Below are 17,547 nucleotides of genomic sequence, written 5' to 3'. Positions count from 1 at the left end.
AAACACCGGCGACTCGCGTCAACCCGCACCTACTCAGATCTTGCTCAACCGCGCGCGTTCGTCTGAGCTTAACGAGGATCGCTGCGACGGCCCCATCTGACCGAATCCCAGGATGGATACGGCACTCGACGGATCGTAGCCGACCTGTTCCCGCCTCCGCTTCTTCGAGCCATCGTCGCCCATATCACCAAAACCCTCGACCTGCACCGAGATCGTCCAACGACGTGACGAAACGCCGGACGCATTGTTCTTAGCGATATCCTGCGCGACCTGGGTTGCCGCCGATGCAGCCGCACTCGCGGCCGTCAACGCACCGGTATTCACCGCCTGCACGAGCGGGATACCGGTTGCCTTGCCGGTCACCTGAATGTTGTCCGCGTTCACCACACGCAGCGCCGCGACGTTCAGGTTGCCCGCGCGAATGCCGGCATCGCCCGCGTCGACCGTGCCGCGCGGCGCAATCAGGTTGATCGTGCCGATTGGCACACCCGGCACGCTTTGCAACGTCGCAATGCCCGCGCCCGTGACCTGGCCGCGCGCGTCGACCGTACAGTAATGGTTCGCATCGCACACGTACTGCGGCGCGGGTGTACTGGCCGACGACTTCGAGCCCTTGCCCGCGTTGATGTCTCCATTCGAGCTCCAGATCGTCATGTCGCCGCCCTGCTCGGTGAAGATCCGGCTCTGCGCCAGCAGGACACTGCGGTCCGTAAAGATGTCGATGTCACCCGTCTCGAGCGTGAGAATCCCCATCGTTCCGGGACCGGCGATCGTCCTGCCGGCAGCGTTGACAATCTGCGGCGGTGCGGATGTACTGCCGACCAGCGCCTGCCCGCCCGGGCCGAGAATCGATACGTTACCGCCCTGCTGGGTCTGGATGGTCGTGCTGCGCATGTCCAGGTCGCCCGTATCGACCACCTTGTTCGTGCCGTTGCTGCCTCCACCGAGATTGTTGGCGGTGTAGCCCATCGAGGCGGGGAACATCGTATTGAGCGCCTCGTATCCGCGCGCGTATTTCTCGTAGTAGGGACTGGCGGGGTTGTTGTAATCCTCCCCGACGCTCGTCAGAACCTTGAACAGAACCTGCTCTGCAAAGAGCTGCTGGACATACTGCGGCAATGCCTTGAATTTCGACCAGGCCTCATCCGCGCTCAACGGCTTGATCGCCGGCTGATCGTTGACCAGCCCCGTGTCGACCGTGAGCCCTGCCTCGTATTGCTCCATGAACGTGACGAGTGCGGGCGTGGCACTGGATACACCTGGTATGGACCTTGCCGGATCGACATACGTCGAAATAAACGACGCGGTATCGATGCCCGGCCCGACGCCAAACAACACATTGACGCTCGCGCTTTCATGCGGCAAGTACGGGTTGTTTGCATTCCCGATTGCATCAATCCCCGTCGCAAGCCCCTGAAGAGGATAACTTCCGTCGCCCAGCGTCGCATAGGCTTGCGCCTGACTCGTCAGTGGCCCGATATTCCGGCCGGCTTCGATATCGAACGTGCCCGGACCGCCGAGCACCAGGGCCGGCACGACAGCGCTCATCAGCCGCGTATCGTAGATGTCCCGGCCTGCAACAATACGCGTGACGTCCGACTTGCGCAGGTTTTGTCCGAGGAACGACAGGTTCACGATGTCACGCCCCGCCTGAACCAACGCGGGTTTGTCGATCACGACGGGCACCAGATTACCGTAGAAACCCGCGGCGATGCCGGTCGTCTGCAGAACGCCATCGACAATATCGCCGTTCAAGCTGTAGATCCGTGCCGGAACAGTATCGTCGTCATGCAACGCAGTGGAATCGTGCGCCGCCGCGGAAGCAACCGTAGGATCCGCGACGAGAACATTCGGCTTCGCTGGCGATGGCATCGCGGACGGCGCGATATCGAGCATGCCGAACGATGGCGTCCCGTACGGCGGCCCCATTCCATTGATGGCTGACAGATTGACGGACCGGTCGGCAATCAGATTCAAATTGCCGGATGCCGAAGGGTAAAGCTCACCGCTCGCCGCCACCGTGATACCGCCAGTGAACGCAGTCAGATCCACTGACGCCGGCAGGATGGACGACAGGTCGAGCATGCCAGGTTTCAGCGAGTTGCCCCCGCCGCCGCCGATTAGGGTGACTGCCGAGAGCGTGCCGATCGCGACATCGCCTGTCGTCGACAGCATATTGACGGCGGACGCGGACGAATAGCCCTTCATATCGGCTTGTTGCTTATACGCGTTCAACAGCGCGCTGCCCTGCACATATGACGGATCAAACACGCGCCCGATGCTGATGCCCTGCCGCGCGTTCACGTCGAGCACGCCATCCTGCGTCGCCAGCAGCGTATCCATCGTTGTCGGCGGCTGGCCGACGAGTTGCGAAGGCAAGGCAATATCCGCCCCGATCTTCCCGCCTGCCGTGATCGTTCCGGATCCATTCGCGACGAAGTAGCCGCCGCTCAGAATATCCCCACCGGCCCGCACCGACAGGTTGCCGCCGCCGACCGTATTGACGGTCGGGGTGTCCGTTTTGGTGCCGGTCAGCCACCACGTGGTCGGCAGAGACACCGACAGGTCCGAGATATTCCCGCCAGCCGACACCGATACGTTTCCGCCCGCGCTCAGCACGCCTTGATCGAATGTACCGAAGTTGATCGACGTCTGCACGGTTTGCGTCGCGGGATTGGTTGCACCGACCAGTCCGGTAGGATTGCCGATCTGCATCCACTGCCACCAGAACTGGCTGATGTTGGCGCCGTTCTGCCCGGTCACCGTGCCGTTTACATCGGTCAGATACTCCGCGCCCGCGATATTCCCTTGCGCATGGATCGTGATATCGCCGGCGGAATCGGGATTGACGATCGGCGTGACCAGAATATCCGGGTTGCCGTTTCCGGCGTGCACGATGGCCAGGCTCGTGCCGGGAGCAGGCGCAGTAGCAGTAGGCGCACCGCCGGTATAGATCGCGCCTGGAACGGTTATGTCCGGACTGTTTGGCTGAGTCGAACTGGTGTTCAACAGCGTGACGTCGTTGGCCGCCGCAATATCGATCGAACCGGTGCCAGTGCGAATCATCGTCGGGGAAAGTAGCGCGAAGCCGTTCCCGTCCACGAACGCAGTATGCCCGTCAAAGGTCACGCTCTTGCCGTTCGATCCCCCTCCCGTAGCCGGCGCCTGGAGCGCCAACGGATTCGTGCTATTCAGATCGGCCCCAGCCACCACGCGGAACGAACTGCTCGATCCGCCCGTCAGCGAAGCCGACGCAAGCGGAATCGGATTCGTCGCGACGGACGTCGGGGCTGGCGAATTGTCCGTCACGGCAGGCAAGCTGATCGTCGTGGTCGCGATCACCGAAACGGACTGAACGGCCGGGGCCACGGGAATCGCCACTAGCGGCCATTGCTGGGTGTGCTGGACAGCATACTGAACAGAATCGGACAGATACTTCTGGTACTGATTCAGATAGATCAGATAGGAACCAGGATTCGATGCCTGCTCGGCTACCGTCGGCACAATCGGTGCCACAGGCTGCCCGGGCAGCATTGTGCTCGAGTTACTTGCCCGCAAGTTGTAGATGATCTCGACAGTGTCGATATTGTTCTTCGACGCCAATGACTGCAACCCAGACGCAAGGCCCGCCGCAGGCTGGACTAGGAAATTCGCATACGCCGAATATAGCGCGTAGTACTCAGCTATCTCGTCCGGCGTACCGCCGGTCACTTGCCCCGGACCGAAAGCCAGGCCATTGCTCGCGAAATACGACAGTCCAATGCCCATACTCCCGTAATACCCCGACGGCATGTTGTAGATCGCTTGTACCGCGGCGAGCGTCGACAACGGCGGCACCGAAATCGTCCCTCCACCTCCTAATGGGTTCGCGATCTGGAAAAAACCATCCGACAAGCTCGCCTTCACCTTCACGTTGTTCTCGGCGCGCAGCGTCACGACCGGTGCCTGCCCATCGAACCGGAACGCAAGATTCGTCGGCGACGTGCCCGCACCGAGGTTCCAGTTCGTCAGCACCTGGATGTCGCCACCGTTGATCGCCTGGCTCGGGTTGTCGAGTTCGATCCCGGGCACGACACGCGCGTTCGCAATGTTCTTGCCGGCAAACGGATCGACCAGCGTATCGAGCCCGTGCTGCACGAACCCCATCAGCGTGCCCGGCGCTGCGGCCGATGCATCGCCGCTGCTATATCCGTAGAAAGTCTGGTGATCCGCATTCGCGCCGTTGCTCGCCGGTGCAAAGTACATGTTGTTCAACCCGCCGAACCCGATCGCGGCATCACCGCTCTGAAGCTGTGCCTGTGTGACGCTCGTCGACGCGCCCGTCGTCTGGTTCGTCAGCGTGCCGCCGCCCGAACCGTCCGGCGCGAACGAGAACGTCGCCGGCGTGCCGGACGTCCCCTGTGCGGTGAACGTACCGGAGAGCAGATGCCCGCTCCGGTCATACCATCCCGCCGGGTCGATTACCCCGTCGAAGTGTTTCGCTCCCGTCGTCGCATCCGTCGTGCTCCACACCGCATACGCTTCGAGAGAAGTCGCGCGCGAACCGACGATGCCCTTGCCGTCGTTGAACGTATCCGGCAGGTTGACCTTCACGCCGTGGTCGGCCAGCAGCGGCGCGCGGAAATTCACGGTGCCCCCCGACAAACCACCGGCCGTCCCGCCCGACACGTCGATCAACGCATTCGCACCGAGCGTGATGGCGCCCGCGTTCGCACGCAGGATGTTCTCGTAACCATAGGTTGCGTTGTACGCGACCGAGTTGCCGTTCGCGTCGACGATCGTCGGATCGAACAACGCAGTCGTGCCGACGTTGACCTTGCCGCCGCGCTGGTTCGGATCGGAACCTCGCGCCAGCAGCGAACCTTCGATGTCCACGCCGTTGCGCCCATACAGGTCGATCTCGCCGCCCGCCTTGCCCGACGCGTCGATCGTCCCGAGCACGTTCACGTTGCCGTTCGCCGTATCGGCCGCGCTGCCAAACCCGCCGTCGGCCGTCAGCAGCACCGAATGCGCGGTCAGCGTATTGCCCTGCGAAAGCGTCAGGTTGCCCGTCTTCGTGTGGACCGTGATCGCCTGGTTCACGCCGCTCGATGCGAGCGTCTTCGACAGCGCATCGAGATCGGCCGCACCGCCCGTATTGAGCAAGAACGACCCGCCCGCATAACCGCTCGCCGCACCCCCCTTGATCGTGCCGTTCAGGTTCACCACCTGTTGCTGCGCCGACAGCGAAAGACTGCCTGCCGCGCCACCGCCGCTGGCGCCGGAGAAATCGAGCGTCGAGCCGGGTTGCACGTCGACGGTGCCCGCATCGGCCGTCAACGTGATCGACCCGGCCGGCGCGTAGCGCGTCACATCGAAGAACTGCTTCGATACGCCCGCCGAACTGACCGTCGACCCGCCGCCGATCGTCAGGTTGCCACTCGTCGCTTCGAGAGTCACGTTGCCGGCCGGCGCGCTGATCATCGCACCGTTATCGGCCACCGTGCCGCCGATGAAGGTCCACGCACCGCCCACCGCGTCGCGGGTCAGCGCTGTGCCCGCCGCACCGTTCAGCGTCAGTGCCCCCGTCGTCTTCACGGTGGCGGCCGAGCTCGTATCGGCAAGGTAGACCGGCGCATTGAGCGTCACCGGCAGCGCACCGAAATCGAACGTGCCCGTGCCCTGCCCGACGATGCCGCCCGTCGCATTCATCATCGCCGCCCCGAAACCGCTGGCGGCCTTCGTGCCCGTGCCGAAGTCGATCTCCTTCGCGTTCACCGTCAGCGTGCCGCTTCCGATCGTCGCCGTACCCGGTGTCGCGCCCGTCTCGTTGGTGAACGCAACCTGCTGCGCATTCAGCGTCACGTGGCCGCCATCGCTCGTGAACGTGCCGGCGCTCAGATCGACGTTGTTACCGAACGTCGCGTTCACGTCGCCGACGAAACCGATCGCGCCGTAGCTGCGCAGCGTCACCTGCTGCGCGTTCGCGAACTGCGCAAGGCCGGCCGGGTCGACCACGAAGCCCGGCAGGCTCGCCGCCGCGCTGCCGCTCGCGTTCGTGAACGTAATTGCAGAGCCGTCCGCCGTGATCGCCTTGGCCGACAGCCCCGCGGTCGGATCGACCTTCAGGTCGCCGGACGAATCGAGCAGCAGCGCCTGGCCGCCGGCGAGCGTCGCGCCCGTGCCGACTGTCATCAGGCCTGAACCCGTGCCGCCGGTACGCGACAGCGGCGCCATCGCGCCGTTCGATACGCGCAGCAGTGCGCCGTCGCCGGCGATCGCGATCGGCTGGTCCTTTGCGGCCGGATAATCGCCCTGCGCGGCAATCGATGCACCTGCATCGATGCGCAGGCCATTCGCCGCGTTGGGATCCGTGCCGCTGCCGTCGGTCTTCGTGACGAGCAGGATCTCGGGCCCCTTCAGCGTCGTGTTCCCGTCGTTCGACACGACGACGCTGTTCGCGATCGGCGTGATCGAGCCGCCGCTCGTCGTCGCCGCGCGCGTGCCGCCGATCAGCAGGCTGCCCGCGTTCAGCGAATCGAGCGCGTCGCTGCCGATCTGCAGATAGCCCGGCAGTGCCGCGCTGCCGTTGCCGGTGATCTGGATGTCCTGCGACGCGATGTCGACCTCGGCCGGCGCGCCGCCCGCGCCGGCGGCCGCATTCAGCGTCGCGCCGAGCGTCAGCGCCTTCGTCGCCGCCAGCACCAGTTGACCGCCGTCCACCGGCAGCGGCGGCGTCACGTTGCCCTTCGTCGTGGCGAGTTTCGTGAAATACGTGTTCGCGCCCGTCAGCGTGTATTGCGAGTACTGCTGCCAGACACTGTTCGACTGCACGTTGAACAGCGTCGGCGTCGCGCTTCGGCTGCCCGTCAACGCGTCGGCGAAATAGCCGGCCGTCACGACCGTGCCGTCCTGCAGCACCTGGCTCGCGCCCGGCACGAGATTGCCGGCCGTGCTCGACACCGTGACGCGATACGCGCCCGGCAGCGTCGCGTACTTGCCCGGCAGCAGCGTGTAGTAGCCGGGCGCCAGCCCTGGCACGCCCGACAGATACACAGCCTTGCCGACCGGGTCGGTCAGGCTCGCTTGCCCGACGCCCATCGTCGCCGTCGCGGTCGTTGCCGTGCCGTTTGCATTGGTGGAAGGCTGTACCGTCTGCGCGAGGGTCGGGTCATACGCCGCAACCGGTGATTGCTTGCCCGGCACGATCGCATAGACGTTGCCGGCCCCGACATTGACCGGCACGGCCGTCCCGCCCTTGCCGCTTGCATAGCTCACGTTGTATTGCGACAGCACGTCGCGCGTGCCGCCGGTGCCCGGCACCCATTCGGTGGCCTGCAGGTCGCCGCCGCCGGACAGGTCGATCGTCGCGCCCTTGTCGAGCGCGACATTGCTGCCGTTCACCCCGACGTATTTCGCGGGCGGCGCGGTCAGGTCGGGCGTCGTGTTGCCGGCAAGCGGATTGAACTGCCACTCGACCCCGTCGATCGTCGTGCCATACGGGATGACCACGCCGCCATTCGATACCGACGTCACACTGCCGTTCGCCAGCTTCACCGAATCCGTCGCGACGAGTGAAAGGCCCGCAAACTGTGCCTGCGTGGTCGCGTTCGACGGATCGCCGACGCCGAACACGATCGTGCCGGACGGCGCGCGCACCATGCCGCCTTGCACGATATTCGTCGCGTCGACCAGCAGCGTCCCCCCCGCGGACAGCGGCGTGTCCGATGCGCCGTTCGATGCGAACGTGACCGTCGTCGGCGCCAGTTTGCCGGTCGACGCATCGCTCGGACCAACCGCAGCGACGACGAACGTGCTGCCGGTCGACGGATACAGGTCCGCCGCTTTGAAGATCAGGTCGCCCGGCGTATAGAGAATCCCCGGCGCCAGACCCGGCGTCTGGGACCGGCTCACGTTCGTCGAACTTAGGCGGATATCGCCGCTGCTGACGAAGTTCGCGTGGCCGAAATTGTTGAGTTGAGACTGGTTCCTCAGGTCGATGAACGACGCGTTCACGTCGAGCGTCGCATCGGACACCGTCGCGACCGGCTTGAACGCCGGCGACTGCAACGTCAGCGTCGGTCCAGTCAACGCGACATACGGCGCATCGATCTCGACCGTCGTGCCGAGCAGCTGCTGCGGCGGCTGCGCGAGCAGCGTCGAGAGTACCGTCGGCGGCGTCGAATTGTTGTTCGGCTGTTGGGCCGGCGTCGACAGCAGCGTCGCGAGCTGATCCATGCCAAGCGCGGCGATCCGTCCGCTATTCAGCGTCACCGACTCCGGCAGGTTCAGGTTCACGTTCCCGGCGAACACAATCGGTGGGACTGGCTGGGCGATATTGGACGGCGCGGCGCTGCCGAGCACGAGATTCGCGATACCCGAGCCGCTGAGCCGGTCGGCGGCAAACTGAATGACGCCGGTCGGCTGGCCGATCGGCAACCCGGTCGTCGGATCGATCGCCGTCCCCAAGCTTTGCCCGGGTGCCAGGCCGACCGGCGTCAACTCGCCGCTTTGCCGGATAACGAGCGCGGTCGCGCCGGCGAACCCTCTGTTCTGCTGCGGCAGAATCGTCAGCGTGCCGCCCCGCGCCTGTGTGCCGCCCCCATGCGCGGCGAGCGTCGCGTCGGCAAAGAGACCATACGCGGCGGACAGCGTGATTGAACCGGCATCGCTCCACACCGGCTGCGATGCGAACGTGCCGTTCGGCTGCAACTGATCGAAGTGGGTCGACGTGCCCGACACATCGATCTTCGAGCCCGCCTGAGTGACGACATAACCCGCATCGCTCGACAGCGTGATCGAGCCGCCCGGCAGTATCTTGCCGGTGTTCGGCACGACGGCCGCCGCACCGATCTTGACCGGCGCGGCGAGCGGATTCGCGAGCGCGGTGCCCGACACATCGAGCGTCGCGGCCGAGCCGAGCCAGACCGAGCGGCTGTCGCTCGGCACGAATATGCCGTATTGCCCCGTCTGCCCGAACGTGCCGCCCGAATCCGCGCTGAGAGTGATAGACCCACCTGGCGCGATAATCGAGCCGAGCACCGTCACCTGCGCCGGCGAACCGAAGCCGATGGCTGCACCTGCATCCGCCTGAATCGAAGCACCGGACGACAGCGTGACGGCCCCCGTCACGCCGGGATACGAAGGCGCAGTATTCGCCGACGCGATCCATGACGTGTAATTGCCGCCCGTCAACACGAGACTCGTGGGCTGCCGGTGATAGTCGTCGAGACGGCCCGACGTCGTCAGTCCCGGCGTCGACAGGTTGGCACCCGTAGCCGTATGCAGAAGCGCAGGCGCGTCGGGAATCAGATTGCGTTGCGTAAGCGCGACCGTCGCTCCGGGCGCCACTGTCGCGTCGTAATACGCGTTCAACACATACTTGCCGAAACCCTGCTGCGCGAAAAAGCTCTCCTGCAAATAGACATCCCAGGGTGCAGCGGTCTTCGGATCGCCGCCGATCCGGAAACCGAGCGCCTGCAACGCCAACGTGCCGCCCCCCGAAAAACCGTCGCTGGCGATCGTCCCGCCAAGTGCGATCGTGCCATTCGTGGGCTGTGTGGTCGGCATCACGGGACCACCGTCGCCGATGTGACCGAACTGTGCGGTGTCCGAGGCCGTGTAGGTCTGCAGCGACACGTTGCCGCCGCGCCCGGCCGGCACGCCGTTCTGCATCAGCAACTGGCCGTTCGCCAGCAGTTCGCCACCGCTCGACACGTCGAGCAGGCTACCGGGACGCAACAAAATCGACCCCGTCGCGTCCGTGAAGCCGTCGCCCGAGTTTCCGACCGTCTGCTCGCTGGTCGATAGCGCAATGCTGCCGCCATTGATGAACTGGCTGTTTCCCGGCGCCGTGCCGGGCGCGGCTTGCACGTCGTTGTTGACCCATTGGCCCGCGGCACTGATCACTGCCTGCGGCCCCACGATGATGTTGCCGCCACTTGCAATCGAAATCGTGCCCGACGGCACGATCAGCTTGCCGGCCACGTTGACGTCCGCCCCGAGAGGTGCGCTGTTGAGCGAAATGGAGCCACCCGGCTGCAATGCCAGTTGCGTGCCTTGCGGCACGACGATGCCCTTGCCGCCGGTCTTGTCCTCGGTGACGTTCAGGTTCGCGAAGCCACCGTTGTTCAACGTCGCGACCGGCACCACGGTGGTCGTCAGCACATTGCGCGGGTCGTTCGCGGGCAGCGCCTGCAGCGTCGTCTTGTCGAGCGGCGTATCGATCGAGAAACCCGGCGCGATGTCGGCAAGCTGCGGCGCGTTGTCCTGCAGCACAACCAGGCCGGCCGTACCCGATGCGATTTCGTTGTTGTTCGACGTCAGGTGCACCAGCGCGCCGCCGTCGAGCTTCGGATCAGCGCCGAGGTTGAACGTCCCGCCGCTCGGCAGACTGTTGCCCTGCATCTGCTTCGCGCCGCCAAACGCCTGCGCGCTAATGTCGCCATCCAGTACCGTCGACTGCAGCGCATAGATGTCAAGCGTGCCCGCGTTGCCACCGACGATGTAGTCGCCCTGATAGGCGCCCATCGTAAGCAGCGGGTTGTACCACGTCTTCGTCACCCCCCAGCGCGGGTGGGATTCGACGAACTGCCCCGCAATGCCGACGTAGGTGTCGTACGGGCTCGCCTGTCCGATCGGCACGAGCGCGCCGTTGGCGTCGACCAGCCGCGTCGTGTTGACGATCCCGCCGTCATAATGCACGTAGCCGCCGTTCAGGTTCATCGACGAGCCGGTCGCGGTCATCACCTCGTTGCCCGACAGCGTGATCGAGCCGCCGTTGGTCAACAGTTGATCGACCGTGCGCGGAATCAGGTTCACATAACCCGACAGGTTCAGGATCGGGCTGCCGACCCATTGCACGCCGTCGCTGCGCGTGCCCGTCAGCGTGCTGTCGAACACGAGGTTTTTGTACCCGAGCAGGAACCCGTTGCGCAGCAGCGGCGAATCCGCGAGTTCGTTCTGGCCGATGCGGTCGACCGTCACGAACGACTGCGAGATCGGCACCTCGACGTTCGCAAGGCCCGATACGTCGATTGTCGCGCCGCTGTCGAGATAGATCCGGCCGGGCACGGCAGTCTGGCCTGCCGGCGCCTTCGCGCCCGATGCCGAAGGCGTCAGTGCCGTCACGGATACCTTCGAACCGGGCGCCTCGATCAGCGAGCCGCCCTGGAACCAGATCGATCCGGCCGTCATGCCGATGCTGCCCGGCGTGAAGGTCGCGCCCGGCGTCGACGGTGTCGTCTGGCCATTGTCGTCCTGCATCACCGTCGTCACCGAATCGGGGCCGAAGCTCAGCAGGCCGGCGCGGTGCGTATTCCTCCCCGAGCTCTGCGGGTCCGTCGTCACCAACCCCAGCCCGAGGTACCCGCTGCCGGACTGATTGTTGGGGCCCAACGGATTGTTCGACTGATATTCGTCGACCGTGGAAATCGTGATCGTACCGGGTGAGTTGACGCTCGTCGTCACGCCGACCACGCCGTTCTGAGCGACGCGGCTACCGAGCAGGTTCACGTTGCCGCGCGCGGCCTCGACGATGCCGGTATTGGTCAGCGTGCCGGCCGGCGTGATGTCGGTCGTCTGGCCATTCGATCCAAGCAACAGAATCTGTCCACTCAGTTCCGGCAGCAGCACTTGAGGATTTGCCGTGACTCCACGGTTGGGCAGCAAGCTCACGCCCACACCGGCCGCCAGCACCACCTGCCCGTCCGTCGCCTTGATGTGCCCCGCGTTCGTCACGTTCGGCGCCGCGATCATCACGAAACCGCCGTCGCTCGCGTTGCCGTTCGCGTGCGTGGTGATCGACGCGCCCTGCTCGATCGTGACATCGCCCCACGGCTGATACTGGCTGGCAGACGTGAGATTGACCTGGTTGCCGAGGCCGAGCACTTCGTTCGGCACGGCGCTGTTGCCATTCACCCCGGCCGAGCTACCCGACTCCGGATACGCGAGCCCGCCGGTCGTTCCCGCCGACACGCTCAGAAACTGCTTGTTGCTCGCAACGATCCCCGCCGCATCCTGCGCCAGACTGTTGTCCGTCACAACCGGGACCTGGTTGACCCAAGTCTGGTTGTAGTTGTTCATGTTCAGCACGTCGAGCGACGACGCCACCAGCGAATGCACGTTCACCTGCGACCCGGCCCCGAACAACACCCCGTTCCGGTTGATCACGTACACCGCGCCTTGCGCGGTGATGTTCCCCAGAACCTGGCTCGGCCGGCCGCTCGGATCCTTGACCCGATTCAACACCGCCCAGTTGTTAGCACCATTCGTCTGCGTCCCGCCCGACTGATCGAAATTGAGCGTCGTTTGCCGCCCGACGTTCATCGTCTCCCACGTCAGCACCGCGTTCTGCCCGGTCTGCTTGACGTCGACGTTCACGTGCCCGTTCGTGTCGGTATTTTGCGTCGGCGCGTTCGCGTTGAACCACAGCACCGGATTGTTCGTATCGCCCGACGCGCCCGCCGCCACCTGCAGCCCGCCCGGCGCCAGCCCGTTCGCCACGGTCGACGGCAGCTTCGCCGCCGCGGCAGCCGCATTCTGCTGCGCCGCAATCTGCGCGGCGATCGCATGTGCCGCATAACCGAGGTTGCGAATCGACGGCTGGCTCGCCTGCAGCGCCTGCTGCGGCGACACACCGAGATTCGGCACGCCCGGCATCCCGCCGGCGCTGCCCGCGCCACCGCCCGACGCGCGCGCGGTGGCCTGCCCGAGGTTCGTGATGCCCGCCCCATGCGCATGCGCGGACACGCCCGCCGCGAGCATCAGCACGACCGCCCGGTAAAGCGGGCTCAGCTCCGATTTCAGGATCGACCGCGAGGCCGTTGCGCGAAGTTGCCGTTCCGTACGTGCGCGTGCTGCCATTCTTGCCACCCCGATGCTAGGAAATTGCGCGCGGCGCCGGTCCGGCACCGCACATGTCGTTGCGCCCGAAACAGGCCGCGGGAATCCGAAGACCATACGAAGCGCAAATGGCAGCGACATGGCGACTGTTACGAACCATTCCGGCCGCCGTGAAAAGGTCCGTAGCTTTTGTCATGGAAGGCCGGTCACGCCGGCTCGACATGCGCGCGAGCCACCGCGCCAAGCGCGTCGGCCACCCGCCCGATCACCGCCGGCCAGTCGCCCGGCCTCACCTGCCGGAACAGCTTCGCGGCCGGATACCACGGGCAGTCGTCGCGCTCGAGCAGCCAGCGCCAGTCCGGCACACGCGGCAGCAGCACCCACAGAGGTCGCCCGAGCGCACCGGCCAGGTGCGCGACCGATGTATCCACGCTGATCACGAGATCCAGCGCGTCGACCAGCGCGGCCGTTTCGGCGAAATCGGTAAGCGCGTCCGCGAACGACAGCACGCCGCTTGCGGCAAATTCATCCGCGTCGCGCGCACGCACCTGCGGCTGCAGGCTCACGAACGTCGCATCGAGCGCCCCGAGCCTGACGAGCGGCGCCAGCGCGGCGAACGGCATCGAGCGGTTCTCGTCGTTCGCGTGACGCGGATTGCCGGACCATGCGAGCCCGACCCGCAGCCGGCAACGCGGCGAGATCGCGTCGAGACGCTTCACCCACGCTGCGCGCCGCCGCGCATCGGCGCGCAGATACGGCACGTCGGCCGGCACCGTATCGAGCGTCGTGCGGAACGCGTACGGCAGGCTCATCAGCGGACACTGCAGGTCGAACGCCGGCGCCGGCTGGCCCTCGGTGACGATCCGGCTCACGCCGCGCAGCGTGCCGAGCAGTTCGCCGAGCGCGGCCGGCGCCTCGACGATCACGGTCGCGCCCCGGTCGTGCGCGAGGCCCGCGTAGCGGCAGAACTGCAGCGTGTCGCCGTAGCCCTGTTCCGCATGCAGCAACAGCGTGCGGCCGGCGAGCGGCTCGTCGCCGGTCCACAGCGGCCGGTCCGCATGACGCCGGTGCAGCATCACGTCAGCCGCGCCCCAGCGCGCCTCGTGCTGCTGCCAGCCCGCGTCGAAATCGCCCATCAGCAGCCGGCAGAACGCCTCCGAACGGCGCGCGGCGCCGTGGTGCGGATCGTGTCGGCAAGCATCGGCGAAGTCCGCCAGCGCCGTGTCGTAGTCGCCGAGATGCTGGCGCGCGACCGCCCGCGTGAACAGCGCCTGCGCGACGGTCGCGGGCGCGGCGGCGGCCGCTGCGTGACTCGCGAGCGCTTCGTCGTAGCGTCCGAGTTGCTGCAGTGCCAGCGCCCGGTTGTAATGCAGCTCCGCATGCGGTCCCGTCAGCGCGAGCGCCGCGTCGTAATCCGCGAGCGCTTCGTCGTAGCGGCCCAGCGCGCGCAACGCGGCCGCGCTGTTTCTCCGCGCGTCGATGTCGTCGGGCTTGCGCGCCAAAGCTTCCCGGTACGCGTGCGCGGCCTGCTCGTGACGCTCGAGGCCGAGCAGCGCATTGCCGCGTCCGACCCACGCGGCGACGTTGCCGCGATTCAGCGCGAGCAGCCGGTCGCAGCGTTTCAGCAATTCGTCGCGGGCATGCAGCAGATCGAGCGCGACGCAGCTCGCGTAAAGCAGTTGCTCGTCGTCCGGCATCCGCGCGAGCCCTTCGTCGAGACACGCGAGCGCGTCGGCGGGCCGGCCGAGTTCGGTCATCACCACGCCGCACGCGTAGACGAGCTCGGGCGTCTTGCCGCGCACGACCATCGCAAGCTGATAACTGTGCAGCGCCTGCTCGCGATGGCCGAGCGCACGCAGCGCATGCCCGCGTTCGATGTACGCAGCCGGATCGCTCGTATCGATCCGCAACGCACGATCGATGCTGATCAGCGCATCGGCGGGCCGCTCGAGCTGCCGCAGCGTCTCGCCACGCCTGCGCCACGCCGTCGCGTGGGCCGGTTCGCGCACGAGCGCACGATCGTAGGCCGCGAGCGCCGCGTCGTATTGGCCGAGCGCGAGCAACGCGTCACCGCGCGCCGCATGCGACGGCGCATGCTCCGGATCGGCCGCGAGCGCGCGTTCGGCGACGGCGATCGCATCTCGATGGCGGCCGACGCCGGTCAGCGCCGCCGCATGGTTCGCGAGATTCCACGGCTGATTCAGCCCGAACCTCATCGACCGGGCGATCAGCGGCTCCGCGCGCGCGGGGTCGTCGAGCCGCAGATGCACGAGGCCGAGCAGGTGCAGCGCCTCGACGTTGTCGGGCGCCATCGTCAGCACGCCTTCGTAGAGCCGCCCGGCGCCCGCGAAGTCGCGCTGTTCGAGCCGCGCGCGCGCATTGCGCAGCGCATCGTCGAGCACGGCGCGCAGCGGCACGGCGGCGGCGCCGAGGATGGCGCCCGCCGTCGGCGCAGGCTCGCGGCGCGCACTCATCGCGCGCCTTCGCCGACGAGCGCCGGCAATTCGGCCGCGATCCGCTCGACGACGGGCGCCCACTGCCCGCCCTCGGGCTGGCGGAACAGTCGCGCGGACGGATACCACGGGCTGTCGTCCCGTTCGAGCAGCCAGCGGAAATCGGGCGTATGCGGAACCATCAGCGCGAGCGGCCGGCCGAGCGCACCCGCGAGGTGCGCGACGGACGTATCGACGCTGACGATGCCGTCCATCAGCGCAGTGAGCGCCGCCGTGTCCGCGAAATCCGCCAGCTCGTCGCCGACGAACCGCACGGCGCTCGCGTCGAGCAACGGCCGGTCCTCGTCGCGGACCACCTTCTGCAGGCTGATCCACTCGTAGCGGTCGTCGAACAGCGGCAGCAGATCCGCGAGCGTCATCGAGCGATTGCGGTCGTTCAGGTGCAGCGGGTTGCCGGACCACACAAGGCCGATGCGCGGCCGCGTCGATGCACCGAGCCGGTCGCGCCAGCGCGCGACGCGGGCGGGATCGGCAGCGAGATACGGCACGCTCGCCGGAATCGACGTCAGATCGGTGCGGAATTCGAGCGGCAGGCTCAGCAGCGGGCAATGGAGATCGAACGGCGGCAGCGGCTCGCCGCGCGCGACGAGCGTGTCGATGCCGTCGAGCGTCGCGAACAGCGTCTTCAGTTCGACCGGCGCTTCGAGCACGACGCGCGCGCCGAGCGCTTTCACGAGCGGCACGTAGCGGCAGAACTGCAACGTGTCGCCGAGCCCCTGTTCCGGGTACAGCAGGATCGTCTTGCCGTCGAGCGGCATCCCGTGGGTCCAGCGCGGCTGCGCGAACGTGCGCCGGCTCGCGTCGAGCTGCGTATCGCGCCAGCGCCATTCGTATTCGGCCCAACCCGCTTCGAAATCGCCGATCGACAGGCACAGGAACGCCCGCATACAGTGCGCGAGCACGTAGTCGGGATCGATCTCGATCGCGTCCGCATACGCCTGCCGCGCGTCGTCGTGACGCCGCAGCGCACGCAGCGCATTGCCCCTGTGGAAGTGCGCGAGCTTGTCGCCCGGCGTCGCATCGATCACGCGCGCGAAATCGTCGAGCGCGGCGTCGTAGCGGTGCGTTTCGAGCTGCACACGGCCGCGCGTGAACCATGCGGGCGCGTAGCCCGCATCGAGCGCGAGCGCGCGGTCGCACATGTCACGTGCATCGTCGTGACGTTCGATGCGCATCAGCGCGCTTGCGTAGTTGCACAGCACGCCGGCACTGCCCGGTTCCGCGTCGAGCGCGCGCGCATAGCTGTCGACCGCGTCGCGATAGCGCTCCAGGTGGCTGGCCGCGTTGCCGCGGTTCGCGAGCGCCCGCGCATGGCGCGGATCGATCGCGAGTATGCGGTCGCAGCGCACGAGCGCCTCGTCGTGCCGGCCGAGCTGCTCGAGCGCGATGGAACTGTTGAAGATCGCATCGACGAAGGTCGGGCTCGCCGCGATCGCCGCATTGAAATCGGCGAGCGCGCGTTCGGGGTCATGCAGGTCCAGATACGCGACGCCGCGCAGGAACAGCACCTCGGCACTGCCCGGCGTCTGCGCGAGCGCATGGCCATAGCTGTCGACCGCATCGCGGAAACGGCCGAGTTCGCGCAGCGCGAGACCGCGCCCGCGCATCGCGTCGAACGAACGCCCCGCGAGCGTGATCGACCGCTCGCAGTCGGCGAGCGCTTCGTCGTGGCGGCCGAGCGCGCGCAGCATGTCGCTGCGTTTCACATAGCCGTCGGCAAAACCGGGCGTCAGTTCGAGCAGACGATCGTAGACCGCGCACGCTTCGTCGTACCGCGCAAGCTGCGCGAGCAGGCCGGCCCGCTGGAACAGCACGCGCTGATGCACGGGATTGATCGCGAGCGCCTCGTCGAGCCGCGCGAGCGCATCGCGTTCGCGCCCGAGCCCGGCCAGCACCGCCGAGTAGTTCGCGAGCGCGAGCGGCACCGGCCGGTGCTCGACCGAGCGCCGCATCAGCGGCTCGGCGTCGTCGAGCCGGCCCTGCTGGAAACGCACCGCGCCGAGCAGGTGCAGCGCTTCCGGATGCTCGGGATCGAGCGCGAGCAATTCGGCATACGCCTTCTCCGCATGCTGCAGCGCGCCTTCGTGATGCGCCTTGCGTGCGCGCAAGAGCAGCCGTTCGAGCTGCGCGGTGTCGGGCGGACGGCGCTCCGGCGCGACCGGCGCGCTCGCAAAGGTCGTCCCTTCCCAATTCGATGTCATCGTGTGGCCCC

At 66.7% G+C, this 17,547-nt stretch carries 3 protein-coding genes; all 3 read right to left on the bottom strand.

What is annotated here, in order from left to right:
• Positions 1-33: 33 nt before the first annotated feature.
• Positions 34-12,843, bottom strand: a complete 12,810-nt coding sequence (locus BFF94_RS34785) for a filamentous hemagglutinin family protein (RefSeq protein WP_128841423.1) — start codon at positions 12,841-12,843, stop codon at positions 34-36.
• A 185-nt stretch (positions 12,844-13,028) separates the two neighbouring features.
• The gene (locus BFF94_RS34780) at positions 13,029-15,296 is read right to left on the bottom strand and encodes a tetratricopeptide repeat protein (protein ID WP_219140371.1); all 2,268 of its coding nucleotides are present in this window, start codon (positions 15,294-15,296) and stop codon (positions 13,029-13,031) included.
• Entirely contained in the window at positions 15,293-17,536 is a 2,244-nt protein-coding gene (locus BFF94_RS34775) for a tetratricopeptide repeat protein (RefSeq protein ID WP_219140370.1), read from the bottom strand. Before BFF94_RS34775 ends, BFF94_RS34780 begins: the two co-directional genes overlap by 4 nt.
• Positions 17,537-17,547: the final 11 nt, after the last annotated feature.

The sequence above is a fragment of the Burkholderia catarinensis genome, from assembly GCF_001883705.2.
Classification (GTDB): Bacteria; Pseudomonadota; Gammaproteobacteria; order Burkholderiales; family Burkholderiaceae; genus Burkholderia; species Burkholderia catarinensis.
Note: the sequence above shows the minus strand (reverse complement) of the source record. Positions and strands in the feature narration are given on the sequence as shown.

Bases quoted from the DNA above. Each gene is read 5' to 3' on its own strand.
- BFF94_RS34780 (WP_219140371.1), bottom strand. From the start codon at position 15,296: ATGAGTGCGCGCCGCGAGCCTGCGCCGACGGCGGGCGCCATCCTCGGC.
- BFF94_RS34785 (WP_128841423.1), bottom strand. From the start codon at position 12,843: ATGGCAGCACGCGCACGTACGGAACGGCAACTTCGCGCAACGGCCTCG.
- BFF94_RS34775 (WP_219140370.1), bottom strand. From the start codon at position 17,536: ATGACATCGAATTGGGAAGGGACGACCTTTGCGAGCGCGCCGGTCGCG.